The 14811-nt window shown below is 38.6% G+C and carries 17 protein-coding genes; 6 read left to right on the top strand and 11 right to left on the bottom strand.

What is annotated here, in order from left to right; genetic code table 11:
* Positions 1–40 precede the first annotated feature (40 nt).
* Positions 41–1639, top strand: a complete 1599-nt coding sequence (locus A6E06_RS13550) for a sulfatase-like hydrolase/transferase (RefSeq protein WP_065591204.1) — start codon at positions 41–43, stop codon at positions 1637–1639.
* 203 nt (positions 1640–1842) lie between these two features.
* Here A6E06_RS13550 and A6E06_RS13545 read toward each other — a convergent pair whose 3' ends face one another.
* From A6E06_RS13545 to A6E06_RS13515, 7 genes are all read right to left on the bottom strand, one after another.
* Complete coding sequence (locus A6E06_RS13545; RefSeq protein WP_065591205.1) at positions 1843–2319, bottom strand: N-acetyltransferase; 477 nt, start codon at positions 2317–2319, stop codon at positions 1843–1845.
* Positions 2320–2428: 109 nt separating this feature from the next.
* Positions 2429–2869 (bottom strand): GNAT family N-acetyltransferase, encoded by a 441-nt coding sequence (locus A6E06_RS13540; RefSeq protein ID WP_065591206.1) that lies wholly within the window; start codon positions 2867–2869, stop codon positions 2429–2431.
* The gene (locus A6E06_RS13535) at positions 2866–3084 is read right to left on the bottom strand and encodes a DUF6500 family protein (RefSeq protein ID WP_065591207.1); all 219 of its coding nucleotides are present in this window, start codon (positions 3082–3084) and stop codon (positions 2866–2868) included. Before A6E06_RS13535 ends, A6E06_RS13540 begins: the two co-directional genes overlap by 4 nt.
* A gap of 18 nt (positions 3085–3102) precedes the next feature.
* Positions 3103–3948 carry a sulfurtransferase gene (locus A6E06_RS13530; RefSeq protein WP_065591208.1) on the bottom strand — a complete coding sequence of 282 codons (846 nt, stop codon included), beginning with the start codon at positions 3946–3948 and terminating at the stop codon, positions 3103–3105.
* Between the two features lie 24 nt (positions 3949–3972).
* Positions 3973–4761: an SDR family oxidoreductase gene (locus tag A6E06_RS13525; RefSeq protein ID WP_065591209.1), complete on the bottom strand. Its 789-nt coding sequence runs from the start codon at positions 4759–4761 to the stop codon at positions 3973–3975.
* Between the two features lie 9 nt (positions 4762–4770).
* On the bottom strand, positions 4771–5190 hold the full coding sequence (locus A6E06_RS13520; RefSeq protein WP_065591210.1) for a GNAT family N-acetyltransferase: 420 nt from the start codon (positions 5188–5190) through the stop codon (positions 4771–4773).
* A 58-nt stretch (positions 5191–5248) separates the two neighbouring features.
* A complete protein-coding gene (locus A6E06_RS13515; protein ID WP_065591211.1) occupies positions 5249–5695 on the bottom strand; it encodes a GNAT family N-acetyltransferase in 447 nt (148 codons plus the stop codon).
* A gap of 186 nt (positions 5696–5881) precedes the next feature.
* Here A6E06_RS13515 and A6E06_RS13510 point away from each other — a divergent pair, with 186 nt between their 5' ends.
* Positions 5882–7564, top strand: a complete 1683-nt coding sequence (locus A6E06_RS13510; protein ID WP_065591212.1) for a chitinase — start codon at positions 5882–5884, stop codon at positions 7562–7564.
* A gap of 52 nt (positions 7565–7616) precedes the next feature.
* Here A6E06_RS13510 and A6E06_RS13505 read toward each other — a convergent pair whose 3' ends face one another.
* Both A6E06_RS13505 and A6E06_RS13500 read right to left on the bottom strand, forming a co-directional pair.
* The gene (locus A6E06_RS13505; protein WP_065591213.1) at positions 7617–8051 is read right to left on the bottom strand and encodes a hypothetical protein; all 435 of its coding nucleotides are present in this window, start codon (positions 8049–8051) and stop codon (positions 7617–7619) included.
* 188 nt (positions 8052–8239) lie between these two features.
* A complete protein-coding gene (locus tag A6E06_RS13500; RefSeq protein ID WP_065591214.1) occupies positions 8240–9799 on the bottom strand; it encodes a BCCT family transporter in 1560 nt (519 codons plus the stop codon).
* A 305-nt stretch (positions 9800–10104) separates the two neighbouring features.
* Here A6E06_RS13500 and A6E06_RS13495 point away from each other — a divergent pair, with 305 nt between their 5' ends.
* The 3 genes from A6E06_RS13495 to A6E06_RS13485 are packed head-to-tail and all read left to right on the top strand — an operon-like array spanning position 10105 to position 12565.
* Positions 10105–10494: a PepSY domain-containing protein gene (locus A6E06_RS13495; protein WP_065591215.1), complete on the top strand. Its 390-nt coding sequence runs from the start codon at positions 10105–10107 to the stop codon at positions 10492–10494.
* Positions 10495–10526: 32 nt separating this feature from the next.
* Positions 10527–11183 carry a response regulator transcription factor gene (locus A6E06_RS13490; protein WP_065591216.1) on the top strand — a complete coding sequence of 219 codons (657 nt, stop codon included), beginning with the start codon at positions 10527–10529 and terminating at the stop codon, positions 11181–11183.
* Between the two features lie 17 nt (positions 11184–11200).
* Entirely contained in the window at positions 11201–12565 is a 1365-nt protein-coding gene (locus A6E06_RS13485) for an ATP-binding protein (RefSeq protein ID WP_065591217.1), read from the top strand.
* A gap of 12 nt (positions 12566–12577) precedes the next feature.
* Here the strand turns inward: A6E06_RS13485 and A6E06_RS13480 are convergent, their stop codons facing one another.
* Together A6E06_RS13480 and A6E06_RS13475 are read right to left on the bottom strand one after the other, a co-directional pair.
* Positions 12578–13555, bottom strand: coding sequence for a VTT domain-containing protein (locus tag A6E06_RS13480; protein WP_255312098.1), 978 nt, complete (start codon positions 13553–13555; stop codon positions 12578–12580).
* Between the two features lie 36 nt (positions 13556–13591).
* On the bottom strand, positions 13592–14320 hold the full coding sequence (locus A6E06_RS13475; RefSeq protein ID WP_065591219.1) for a glycosyltransferase: 729 nt from the start codon (positions 14318–14320) through the stop codon (positions 13592–13594).
* 284 nt (positions 14321–14604) lie between these two features.
* Here A6E06_RS13475 and A6E06_RS13470 point away from each other — a divergent pair, with 284 nt between their 5' ends.
* Positions 14605–14787 (top strand): hypothetical protein, encoded by a 183-nt coding sequence (locus A6E06_RS13470; protein WP_065591220.1) that lies wholly within the window; start codon positions 14605–14607, stop codon positions 14785–14787.
* The last annotated feature ends 24 nt before the right edge of the window (positions 14788–14811 follow it).

The following is a 14811-nucleotide window of genomic DNA, read 5'->3' as shown; positions in this document are numbered from 1 at the left end:
TTGTCTACTATTCTTTATCTTAATCGCTAAGGAGAGTGTTATGAAATCAACCAGAAAACTCGCAACATGCTTACTCGCAGGTATTGTATTATCTGCACCATCATTGACTTCTGCGAGTGCATTATCGCGCGCGGTTTCTAATGAAAATAATATGCAGCCAAACATACCAAGACCAGAACAAGATAAAGCCGCTAATTCTGAATTAGCATCAAAACTGAAATCTACCAATAAAAAACCCAACATTGTCTGGTTGGTTGTTGATGATTTAGGTTTTGGGGATATTGGTGGCCCCTGGGGAGGCGGTGCGCATATAGGAGCTGCAACACCCAATATAGATGAGCTAGCTAGAAATGGACTCGCCCTAACCTCAGTATATTCTCAACCTACTTGTACTCCGACGCGCTCAGCAATGATGACGGGACGCTTACCGATAAGAACCGGATTAATTCGCCCTATTCTAGCTGGAGATAAAGTCACCTCAAATCCATGGGTTGATGAAATGAGTATTGGCAAAGCACTATCAAGTGTTGGTTATTACACTGTATTAACAGGGAAATGGCATACAGGTGAAGATGAAGGTATGCGTCCGGTAGATGTTGGATTTGATGAGTTTCAAGGCTATTACGCGTCTCAAAAAGAATTAACCCAACAATTTGATGAACGCCGTTATCCGGATCTCGTCCTTGATAAAGAAAAAGCGCAACGATTTAAAGCCGTTGGTGGAAAGATCGATATGTATCATGCAGTAAAAGGACAAGACGAAAAAGTTATTGTACCAACAACTGGAATTGAACAGTTTGCCGAAGCAGACCATATCTTAGCTGACTTTACGATGACTAAAATTAAAGAACTAACAAAAACAGATAAACCCTTCTTTATCTCACACAATTTCATGCGCGTTCACGCCGATAATCACCCAAGTAAAGAATTTAAAGGTGCAAGTGCTAGTAAATACCCTTATAAAGATAATGTCGTCGAAGTAGATGCCCTTGTAGGCCGAATCATACAAACTATTAGAGACGAAGGCATTGAAGAAAATACCTTTATCTTCTTCACCTCAGATAATGGCCCTCAACGTGACAGTTGGCCAGACAGTGGTTTTACTCCATTTAGAGGAGGTAAGGCTTCGGCATGGGAAGGTGGCGTTCGGGTTCCCGGTATTGCTTACTGGAAAGGTGTTATCCAACCACGAGAAAGTGCGGAACTTTTCGATATGATGGATTTATTTAATACCTCATTGCACCTTGCTGGATACAAAAAAGAACTGCCAAGTGATAAGTACTTTGATGGTATTGATCAAACGTCATTCTTAATTACGGACGACGGAAAAAGTAAACGTGAACATGTTTATATTTGGGCGGGTGAAGATTTCATGGCTCTGCGTATGCGTGAATATAAAATGCACGTAAAAGTCACTAATGAACAAAGTAATTTCATGGGAATTGACTACTCTGTGAAGCAAAATGTTGGGTTAGCACCATGGCTATTCAATTTATACATTGATCCTAAAGAAGAAATGCCAGTAGGACATAGACTTAACCCTTGGTTAGCATCAATGGGAGAAGAAGCAAAAATGCACGCAGCAACGTTTAAAAAGTTTCCGCCTAAAAACATAGGACTATCTCAAAAAATACAATAACCCCTGAAAAGTAGTGAGACAACATCATCGATTGTCTCGCTATTCTTTTTCATTTTTTGAATTGTGAGGTCTACAATGAATAAGCATCCTTCCCTTTTTATGTTACTTATGGCGGTTTATACTGGTGGGGATATTATTAAAATACAAATAAACCCCATATGTATAGAGGAATAATACGTTACACTTAAATAGAATAACCAGTACTATATATAGCTGTCCGTTCCTAAATACCCATTAAAACAAAGCGAACGTTCCATATCGTAAAAATATTTATTCTCACCTGTGATCTGGTAGCCAAGCGCTGAATAAAAATCGATCACCTTTTGATTGCATTTAAACGCAGACAAGCTGACTTTAGTGACCCTGTCACTGTAGTATCGTTGATAATATTTCATCACCGCAGACCCTACCCCTTTATTTTGATATTTTTCAAAAATAAGTAACAAATGAAAATGCACACTAGTTTGTTCTTGTTTAACACAAATAAATCCAAGTCTCTCTCCATTGAACATGATCCATTCAAACCATTCTTTTCGATAGGAATCAGCAAAATGTTGAGTTTGGAAAACCTCATCCCAACCAAAAGTATCTTCAATCGTAGAATAGAGGTATTTTTTGTAGATAGAGAAAAGTGATGGATATTCACACGCTGTCACTTTTTGAAAGGTGATTCTATCCATCGATTATCCCTGTACTTTCTATTTAAAAATCCCACCAATCATATCTAGGTTGGGTCTACTTCAATTGTAGACCATAACTTCGTATTGCTTTGAAAAAATAAGCCTATTGTTATTCAATCATATTCTTTTGAAACTTAATCTTGCTACTATCCGGCGTCCCTTCATCTTCATAACCTGAAATATGATAACCACTTGAAATAAGGAGTTGTAACATTGCAGGATAACGGTTCATCGATTTAACGCTAATGCTTTGATAGCCTTTTTCTTTTACCCATTGCTCCTGAAGTAGTCGAAGCTGAGTGGCAATGCCTTTTTTACGGGCTCTTGGAATAACACCGCCAAGCCAACTGTAAAATTCTGTTGCTGAAAGTTGATAACCCATTTTATATGCAACAGGCAAGTCATTCTCAAATGCAATAAGGATTAAATGAGCTAAACCATCCAAGCGTAAGGCGACTTTTTCTTTAGTATTACGATTATCAAACTCTGGTATTTGACCATCTACACGAACCACATCTTCAATTGTTCCTTGGCGTATATGTATATTCATAGCTTATTAACTACCATATTTTTAACCTTAATCGCCTTTTCAAAATGGTCTAATTTATGGGTAGATATCCACCACGTAGCGGCTTCCATAAGCAATTCTGGATCATCATTTTTATTGGCAAAAAAAGCATAAAAAGACAACCCGACATTGTCTCCTTTCTGCGCTACTTTCTTATCACATACTTCGATGATCTTCTTCCGTAAACTGTCACGCATTCACAATCCTTACTTTCGTTATTCGATAGGTAATGCGTGATTAGTTCCCCAATCAGCCCATGAACCATCGTATAAAGTGACCTCTTTATAACCAATAGATACTGCGGCTAACATTAAGATACATGCTGTGATACCTGACCCACAACTGAAATAGGTTACTGTATCTACTGATGGCACTCTTTCTTCAAAAATAGCTCGTAATGTCTCTTTATCTTGGTAGGAATATTCATCTAACAATATAGAAAACGGGAGGTTTCTTGAACCTGGAATATGCCCACTACGAACCCCTTCTCTTGGTTCTGGAGCTTTACCTAAAAATCGCATTTCAGCTCGAGCATCTAAAATAGCAGTAGTGGTGTTTATAGCCTTAAGTACTTCATCTGAACCACAAGCTAATCCTGCGACTTCTTTTCCTATCGCGTTGCCGACCCTCTTATTTGTTGCATATTCAGAAGCCGTTTCTCTGCCTTCTTTTATCCATTGAGGTAATCCACCATCTAAAACATAAACATGTTCAAATCCCATCACCTTAAACGTCCACCACGCTCTCGGTGATGAATAAATGCCTTGGTTATCATAAATAACAACGGTGCTATCGCTATTAATTCCTAATGCTTGAGCTGCTTGAGTGAATTGCGACTCAGTAGGTAATGCATGGCTCTGAGAAGAAGAATGGTCACAAAAATCAGCTTCGATATCCAATTTACGCGCCGTCGGTAAACAAGAAAATTCATCATAAACTAACGGTTCTTTACCTACGACATTCGCCATATAGGCATCAACAATTACAAGGTTATCGTCATCAAGATGTTCAGCTAACCATGCTGTGGTTACTAATGGATTAGCTACTATTGGATTACTCATTATTCTATCCTTAATTAATGGCGTTTAGATGTCATAAGAAATTTGCATTACATCAGGGTAAATGAACGCATAACCCAATGCCCTTTTAATTTTTTCATTACTAATAATTTTAAAGGTTTGGGTTTCTGATTCGATAAATTCAGGAGTGTTGACCCCAATTTGTTGGGTCGCTTGAGTATAAAATTCACGTTTACTTGGATGGTTATCAGCACACGCATTAAATACTTCATCCCACTTTTCTTGTTTTATAATCTGCGTAATTAATTCAACACAATCATCCTGATGGATCATATTTACAGGCGCATCCGGATTGCTGACCGAACGGCCACTTTTCTGAAAAAATCGCCCAGGATTTCGTTGATAACCAACTAAACCACTAAAACGGATCACTGTTGTTGTGAATGCAGACGATTGAAAAAATAGAGATTCAATTTGAAATAATGCAGAAGACTCAGATGCAGCTACCTCTTCAGTAACCACGGCATTGTTATCTGTATATACAGAAGTTGAGCTAACAAAAATAACATGTTTAATAGATGACAATTCTAAAGTAGAGATCAGAGAAGCAAAGCCTGCTTGGTTCTTAGAAGGGATAGCAATAATTAATATATCTGAATCTAAAAATTGTTTCCATGATTGCCCGGTTACTTCACCGTCGATATCCAACAAAAACGAAGTCACCGTAGCATTTTCCAATAGCCCTGTTTTTTCTTTGCTACGAACAGAGCCTTTAACGGTAAAACCATTACTTACCAGGTGCTTTGCTAACTGAAAGCCTAACCAACCACAACCTAATACACTAATTGATGTCATTATTTATCCTTAAAAGAGTTTCAATTGGCTTTCATCCGACAAAACCCAGGCGCTGTTGTGCGCTTCAAAACCGATCTTAGGGTAATAGCCTTCTGCTTGTGGAGCCGCTAACAAAATCAATTTACAATCAGGTGTCACCTCTTCTTTAGTAACCAAAATAAGGTATTTACCGACCCCCATTGATTGAACACTTTTATCAACAGCTAAATCAGATAGATAACAACAGAAATTAAAATCAGTCACCGAACGAGCGACACCGATTAACTCTCCATCTCCCCACGCAGTGACTATTAGATTTGAGTTATCTAATATCGCCTGTATTCTTTCAACATCGTCGATTGGGCGACGCTCCCCTAAAGATGTTTTCTTTAATAAGGTAATAAACTGCTCAGCAGTAATAGGTTCATTAACTTTATAATCGATTTCCATGCTCTCTTCACCTCGAATTCAAATCGTTTTGTCTTCTTACTACAAGTACAATAACAAGTTACTCTGCAATATCTAGCGCCAGAACGAGACGGTGCTCACCAATATCAAAATAGTCTTGTTCTTCTTCAACTAAGTAAAAGCCATATGATTGGTACAAAGCATACGCTCCTGTATTTTTAGGACAAACCGTTAATAATAATCGTTTATATCCTTTTGCATTCTTTATTGCTGTCTCTAGTAATTTCTTACCTAACCCTTTTCCCTGCGCTTGTTTAGAAACAGCTAAGGATAATACCCATGCATCACCTTGATGATTGCTTGATGGCACTTGAAGTACGTAACCAAATATTTGGTCTTCATTTTTGGCAACTAATAATCCATTAGCCCAACAATCAAATGCTTGTCGTATAAAGAAAGCTGGATAACCATGAGAACCGAAAGCTTCCGTTTCTACATTGTAAATACACTTTAGATCTGCTTTAGTCGCTTGAACAATACTTACCATTAATGCCTCTTATTTACCTGACAAAAAATCACACTGTGACTGTAATTTTTCTTATAATTTATACTCTTTGATGCGACTCGCATAGTTAAAACAGGTTCACACATCTAGATAACTAAACTGTATAAAAACTTCTATAGTTATTCCAACTTATTTTTATTTTGTAATTAACTACAAGGAGCGTTACCCATGTTTAAACTGGCCGTTCTGCCAACATTGCTTGCATGCAGTTTTGCAGCTAATAGTTTTACCATGAATCCCCAACCGGATCCTGAAAACCCGACAGGCTATATTGTTACTCAAGCTGAAATTGATGCTGCTGAAGCCGCAAAGACAGCAGATCCTATGTATGATGTTTGGGCAAAAGCTTTAGCAACTCAACCTAACTCTGTTGTTGACGCTATCGATACAGGCTTAGCAACAAACCCTGCCAACGTAAAACGTGTTGAACGTGTTTTTCCTGCATCTGAATGGTTCTTTTTAACTCAGATGGCAGCCCCTGAATATTCTTATACTCGTTTTTTACAGGCAATTGGTAAGTTCCCTGCTTTCTGTGGTGACTATACTGATGGCCGTGATTCTGATGCTATCTGTAAGAAATCAATCGTTACCGCATTTGCACACTTTTCTCAGGAAACTGGCGGCCATATCGCAATAGATAATACATGGGATAATCCACTGGGGCTTGAAGAATGGCAACAAGCATTAGTCCATGTTCGTGAAATGGGTTGGTCTGAAGGCCAAGAAGGCTACACAACAGGGTGTGGTCAAAATGATTGGCAAAATAAACGTTGGCCATGTGCTGCGGGCCAAGGTTACTTCGGGCGTGGTGCAAAACAACTGTCTTACCACTTTAACTACGGTGCTTTCTCTGAAGTAATGTACGATGGCGATGCAACCGTATTGCTTAATAACCCTGCACTTGTTGCCGATTCTTGGTTAAATCTTGCTTCTGCAATTTGGTTTTTCTTAACACCGCAAGCACCTAAACCTGCCATGCTTCATGTTATCGATCGCACTTGGACCCCTTCACAACGAGAAACGGATGCGGGGATCGGTTATGGATTTGGTACTACGATTAATGTCATTAATGGTGGAATCGAATGCGGTGAGCAAAACAAAGACAAGGGCCAACCTGTTAACCGTATTCGTTATTGGGAAGGATTATCTTCACATTACCAAATCCCTGTTGAAGCGGATGAAACAAATACTTGTTGGCAGCAAACACCTTATGGTAGCTTGAACTTAAATGGCGCTACTGATGTTTTATACACTAACTGGGATGGTAACTGGAAATACTATTCTGATCGTCCAGAAGGCGCTTCATTTGAGTGTGAGTTGGTCGGTTTCCAAACCGCGTATTCAGCGCTTGTCCCTGGCGACTATGAAAAATGTGTGACTAACTTCTATGAATCCCACGCTAACTGGCCTGTGACTCGTGTTGTTGAAACGCTACCTACCGATCCATCAGAGCCAACCGACCCGACTGATCCAACAAATTCTTGGGATATTGATAAAGTATACAATACTGGCGATCAAGTTGTTGTAAGTGGAGTAACTTACCAAGCTAAATGGTGGAACCAAGGTGATAACCCAGTAACAAGCACAACTGGTGTTTGGGAAGCGATCAGCGGAACACCAACAATACCACCTGTTGAACCGACACCGCCAACACCTGTAGAACCAACACCACCTGTAGAGCCAACACCGCCAACAGTACCTGTTGACCCTAATTCAACGTGGGATACAACCGCAACTTATAATACCGGTGACCAAGTGACCGTTAACGGCGTAACTTATCAAGCTCAGTGGTGGACTCAAGGTAATAACCCTGAGACCTCTGGCGAATGGGGAGTTTGGAAAAGAGTTTAAAAACACTTAAGAAAGAATCATAGGTCGCTATTAGTAGCGGCCTATTTCCCATTCACATTCTAGTCTGAGCTAATTTAAGATAGGAATGAAGTTCATCATTTTTGTATTCAATCGCAGAGTGAATGTTAACGCTAGAGTTTGCCACAATCGCAAAATCGTATTGGTTTTCACCTTTAAATATTGATACATACAATAAACCATCATCTAACTCCCACTGCCCGACCGTTTTTAATCTATCAAACAACGTAAATTCAATTAAGCTGCCACTCGCCTTGAAAATAACCTCGGTAATGTAACCCGCTGTACATGACTTAATCCAATGGGATGCACATACCTCTTCAACTGAAAAATCACGTTTCTCAGACAACCACTGATCATATTGCTCTAATTGCATTTCCGTTAGTGATTGACTTCCTCGCTCTGCTATTGGGCTTCCCAGTGTCTCTCTAAGAAATAATTGTTGTAAAATAGCGGCTTTATTTTTCATTCTTACCCCATCATATCATTAGCAACATCTTGCGCGGTGTGCTCTGGACGAATGTCTTATTGTATCAACACTAAAATCATAGTTCATTTATCGTTCTACTATTCGTTTTTCACTCAAATAGCAGATATTAAAAAAGGCTTACCACAGATCCTGCGATAAGCCTTTGATTCAGTACTGTTCTTTATCTGTTATGCAGTCGCTGTTTTTTGGCTAACCGATTCAGATTGGTTATTTTCTTGCTCAACTTTTTTCATTCGTAATACAGCAATAGGTGCTGAAATAAACGTAAAGCCAAGTAAGATTGAAACTGGAACCGCCGTGATCACAATGAAAGATTGTAGAGCGTTTAATCCACCATCCCCTGCAATCAATAGTACGCCAGCAACCACACCCATCATTATTGCCCAAAACAGACGTTGGTAACGTGATGGTGTATCTGTACCCTCAACTGCCATTGCAATTGAATACGCCATTGAATCACCCGTTGTAGCAACAAATGTCGTCGTCAGCACTAAGAATGCTGGAATCAGCAACCAACTTAATGGCAGTTGTTCTAATGACGCCAGTAATACCGCAGGTAAGCCCGCTTCTTGTAATGGTCCAGAAATACTGCCCGGAGTTTGTAACTCAAGGAAAATACCTGTACCACCCAATGCAGAGAACCAGAAGTTTGTTGCGATAGGAGCAATAATTGCGACTGTAATCACAAGTTCACGAATACTGCGACCTTTTGAAATACGCGCAATAAAGATAGCCATCATTGGAGCGAAACCAATAAACCAACCCCAGAAGAACCATGTCCACCACGAGTTCCATGCAGGATCTGCTGTGCTTAAGCTCATTTCCGGAAGGTGTTGAATATAGTTACCAAATGCAAGACCAAACTCAGTAAAGATAAAGCTTGTTGGACCTAGTACTAAAATAGCCACTAATAATGTAACAGCTGCAATAACATTCATTCGGCTTAACCACTGTAAGCCTTTGTCCATCCCTGTGAAGGCTGAAACTGAATAAATGGCAACAATTATCGATAAAAGACCCATTTGACTCATCAGGGAGCTTTCAAGCCCTGTTAGAACAGTTAAACTATAGCTTAGCTGAGTTGCCAAGAAGCCAATCGGACCAATAGTACCTGCTGCAACTGCAATAATTGAACAAGCATCGATTAATGAACCTAACCAATGGTTTTCAAGTTTCGTACCTAAAATCGGGTATAGCAACGCACGAGGACGTAATTTAACACCGCAGTTATAATGTGCGTACATTAGTACAATCGTACTTAATGTGCCCAATACCGCCCATGCAAGAAAGCCCCAATGCAAAAAGCTTTGACTTAATGCTGGAGTTACCGCAGCAAGAGTACCGCTTTTAATGTCTGAGAAAGTTGGAGAAGGCGTGATGAAGTGAAAGATAGGTTCAGCAGCTGACCAGAAAACGCCACCGCCAGCAAGTAAGGTACACATGATCATTGCGACCCATTTAAACGTACCGAACGTTGGTTTTTCTTCACCACCCATTTTGATTTTGCCGTAACTGCTCATCGCAATGATAAGAGCTAAAACAAACGTGATGATCATTAACCACTGCCACCACAAACCAAACATTGTCGATGCCGACATAAACATGGTTTGAATCGTTGCAGTAAATGTTGAGAGATCAACAAGAGCAAAGAGAAGAAATAAAAGGATAAATCCTATAGTAAGTGTTGGAACTAGTTTATCGCTATTTTCATTGCTATTTTTAAACATGGGTATCCCACTTGATGCGTGAGGGATGGGACTCTAGCAGCTTGAAAAACGTAAAACCAGTGAAATATTTTTAAAAAAGGCAAAAAAACAGTCAAATAATTATGATTCTAATCACATTATTTAACAATTAAGCCGTAAAATCAGACGCTTATAAAAATAGTCATTAAATAGCACAATAACTCAAATAAATTTACACTTTTATCAAAATAACTCATTATTTGTAGGTCATGTAAAATGAAAATTCATGTTCTATTCATCTTGGCTGTTTTATACTTCTCCTATAATTGACTTAATTAGGAAGCATTATGCTAAAAAAACCAGCTATATACCTTGCTGCCCTATTCACTTTTATTCCATTATCGCAAAGTGCTTTTGCTAATGATCACCCTGATGGGCATCAGCTCATTCAAGATGTTCAGCACAATGGCGCTAAAATAGATATAGATGAAGATCAAGATGAAGTTTATGACGCAGTTCAAGCCGGTTTAGTAAAGCCATTTTCTGATCTTTACGCTATGGTTGAAAAAGACTTTCATGGCCGAATTATCAAGGTAGAGCTCGATGAAGACGATAATGAGTGGACCTACGAATTAAAACTGGTTCATGAGAGCAATATAATCAAAGTTGAATATGATGCAGCAACCTTAGCAATCACAGAGATCAAAGGCCGCGATATTCGCGCAGCTCTTAAATAACAACAAAAAAGATAATTACTAAGAGAATAATAATGAAAATTTTAGTCGTAGAAGATGAGCCGCGTTTAGGTGAACAAATCATTGAAACCTTAGAAGGTGCTGATTGGGTTCCTGAATTATCCCAAGACGGTATCGATGCCTTATATCGAGCAACGACAGAGGAATGGGATGCAATTGTTCTTGATCTTGGTTTACCAAAATTAAATGGCTTAACGGTTTTAAAAAGCATCCGTGACGAAAACATTAATACGCCTGTTATTATTTTAAGTGCGCGTGACACACTATCTCAACGCGTCGAAGGCTTAAATGCCGGAGCCGATGATTATTTAACTAAACCATTTGAAATGGTCGAGTTAATTGCCCGTATTCGTGCTCAGTTACGTCGAGCATCAGGAAACGCATCTCCTATTCTCAAAATTGGTGACTTAAGTTTAGATACCAGAAGCTCAAAAGTGTTATGGCAAGAGCAAGCAGTTAGTCTTACCGCGCTAGAATATAAAGTTATAGCCTACTTTATGCACAATCCAGAAAAAGTAATTTCAAGAACTACCTTAGTTGAGCATATTTATAAACAAGACTTTGATCGTGACTCAAACACTGTCGAAGTATTTATTGGACGTATTCGTAAAAAAATTGCGCCTAATATTATCAAAACAGTCCGTGGGCTTGGTTACCAATTAAATCCTTAAAATACTAAAGGTTCGCAGTGAAAAAAGCACCAAGACACCTTAAAGATACATTTAAAAAACTAAGCCTAAAAAGCCGCTTGCTTCTTGCTGCGGCTTTTTGGCTATCTGCCATGATCTTAGCTGCTGGGGTTGGGATCCCAAAATTGGTAAGTGATTATCTAGTTCAAGATACAAAAGATCAGTTATCTCTCTCTATGGATGAAATCACCGCTAACATTGAAGTAGACAGTGAAGGGAAACTTATTATGCCTTCACGCTTATCTGATCCTCGCTTTAATCAACCTTATAGCGGTATTTACTGGACAATAAAAACCAAAGGAAATGAGCTCCGTTCGCGTTCATTATGGGATAAAAAGCTCACATTCGAAGAAGATAGCTTATCAATTAACACAAAAGTTAAAGGCGCTAATAACGAGGAACTTATTTATGTACAAAAAAATATTTACCTTCCTGAAATTAAACAGCCAATAACCATCACTATTGGTCTTGATGAAGACCCACTAGAAAAAACCTTACATCAACTTACGGGCCAACTCTGGGTCATTCTTGGCTTATTGTTCAGCGGGGTATTATTTCTTATCGGTATTCAAGTCAGTTGGTCACTTCGTCCTTTAGCTAAAATGCAATCTGAGTTAGTCATGTTGCGTAAAGGTGAGCAACAGGCATTAAGCCAACATTATCCTCAAGAAATCGCACCGCTGGTTTCTGATCTCAACGCGCTATTATTTCATTACCAAGAGTTACTAGAGCGTGCCCGTCATCATGCTGGCAATTTATCTCATTCCCTCAAAACGCCTTTATCGGTATTAAAGAACGAGTTGTCTTATTTAACAGAAGAAGAAAAAGCCCGCCTTTCAATTCCAATAGATCAATTGCAAGAACACATTGATTATCATCTTGGTCGCGCTCGAATGGCTGGAGCAATGAACATTCTTTCTGTTGCTACGTCCCCTTCGGAACGAATCGATGCAATATCAATGGCATTCGATAAAGTCTATGCAGAGCGTGAGATTTTATTAATTAATGAGCTTGATACCGATTCAAAAATAACGGTCGATAAAACCGATCTCGATGAAATGTTAGGTAACTTACTTGAAAATAGCTACAAATGGGCACATTCGATGATCCGTGTTCATGCCTCTATACCGGTTAACAACCAAATAAGTATTATTATTGAAGATGATGGCTGCGGAATTCCAATAGAAAAATTCGAGCATGTTTTAAAGCGGGGTTTTCGTTTAGATGAATCGACACCAGGAACAGGGCTTGGCTTACACATAGTTAATGAAATGGCACACAGTTATCGAGGTTCATTAGCATTAGATAAAAGCCCAATGGGTGGTTTAAAAGCAACACTGACCTTCCCTCTAGTACAAAATTAGTTTTTCTACTTCTCATAAAGAACTAGGGCAAATGAATAGCCCTAGTTCTTTGCCATTAATAAAATTGAAATGCCATGTCTGTATTCGCCCATTCCAAAACAAATCCGAGACTGGTGGTGTTTTATTCTTTAATAACGCAAGGTAATCTAAAAATTCAATATCATCTCGAGAAAATGTTTTGTTTTCTATCCAACCTAATTGAGTCATTACACTTTTAGGATGATAACCAATCAGTGCGATATTAATGGCTTGAGCATCAAAAATAGATGACACACCAGGAAATACTTTAAATGATGCTTGCTGCTCATCGAAATACAAAGGGGCCGCAATTGGGTTTTCGGTAACATCATCAGCGACCCAAAAGAAGTGGCTGTAATTAAGATAAATAACAGCGCTAAGGATCATCATCACTAATTTTTGACGACTATTTTTCCATTGGCATTTGTATGCAATGGCTAAAATAATAATAACTGTGAATAAGGTAATAATAAATTGCTTATGCTCTATTACAAAAATCTTAACGTTATTAAACCAAGGAAAAGCCTCTAAACCATATGATAACAAATATCCCCAAAGTACAAATTGGCCAACACCTAAAAGTAATCCAACCGTTGCAAATAAAGAGAAACGACGCCATTCGATGTGATTAACCCCTGCGATAAAAGGGACAATCCAAGCAACAGGTCCTAATAGGCGCGAAAAAACAAGGACGAAGTTCCCTTTTCTTTTTAATAACAATCGACAACGAGCAATGGGACGACGAATTTTAGGCTGCCATTGAATTAGTTTCTTCTGTGCTTTTCGTCCATAATGATACCCTATCAAGTAACTTAATTGGTCTCCAATTAAACCACCACATAATACCGCAATGACTCCATACCAAAGACCCTGATGAAGTTGATAGCCAGCTGCAATTAAAAATGGCTCTCCCGGTACAAATAAATTAGGTCCAATAAGCGCATCTAATAATGCGCCTATAAATAATGTCATCGAAGCGTACATAGCCAATTCTCGTTATTCTAATTATTATTGTTCAGAATAATGCCCAAACTTGTATTCCATTTCGTTATTTCGCATCTCACCAAAGAAAAATCGACGTATATTCGCTTTTAAATACGTAGCGCCCATTTTAAATAATCCATCTTGATCTAAACGACGTGGATCAAATTCAAATGTTATTGGTAGAAAACGGAAACGCCACGTTTGGCTAGCTCGTTTTACATAATCACAATCTTCACAAAGCGTAATATGTTCATCAAATCCTTGCAGTTCTTCATGAGCACGCTTCGTTGAAAAAATACAAGCACCGACAGCTGTAGGGAAAGTATATTGAGTAAGGAACAATCCAATATTAAACATACCATAGCCAAGTCTATGAGCCACTGGCAACCCTTTAGACCCCATATACACACCAGCGACTTCTAGTTTTTTAGCACTCAATTGAGTCATTGCCGTAGCTAGAAAATCAGGTTTCAAACACACATCGGCATCCAAAAAAAGTAAACGTTCATGTTTAGCAAGAGAAGCGCCTGTGTTTCGTCCTAGGCTCACTCCGCGTTTTTCCATTTTATGAACCGTTAATTCAGGAATAGAAGCTTGATATGCTTGTGCAACCTCACACGTTGCATCCTCACTATTTGAGTCGATAACAATAACTTCAAAATCTTGATGTGTTTGTTTACTTAGCCCTTCTAATAAACGGCCGATTCTTTTTTCTTCATTTAATGTGATAACGACAATGCTTAATGGTTTCATATTCTTTACCCTATTCGATGTAAACCTAACTGGTTTAACTTAGGAGTAAGAATACCTAACCATACCTTAATGATTCATGAGGAAATTATTCATTTTGCGTTCATGCACAGGTCATTTATCTTTATAAAAATAAGCTACCTGGTACTTCATCCCTCGTTAAATTACACAAACGAAACCGAATCTATTTTATAAATCTAATATTACATTTTTATCTGTAGCACATAATAAAAGTAAGACTTATGGTTAGAAAGACATTCAGTCATTTGTTACTAAGGAGAAAGTAAATGAAAGTGCTCATTCAATACATTCAAACTGGTGTTTATAAGGATCATCCTTGGGAAGCTTCAAGCGTACGCTTAAAAGGTCAGCTTCATGCAGTAACGCCTTCTTACGCAGCTCAGCTTATCGAACAAAACAAAGCTCAATTACATACAGATCAAACTGATAACATCATAATTATTGAGTAAGTTGTTCAAGTAAAGGTAGATACT

The organism is Aliivibrio sp. 1S175 (assembly GCF_001690985.1).
Classification (GTDB): domain Bacteria; phylum Pseudomonadota; class Gammaproteobacteria; order Enterobacterales; family Vibrionaceae; genus Aliivibrio.
The sequence above is the reverse complement of the archived record's forward strand: the minus strand, read 5'-3'. Positions and strand labels throughout refer to the sequence as shown.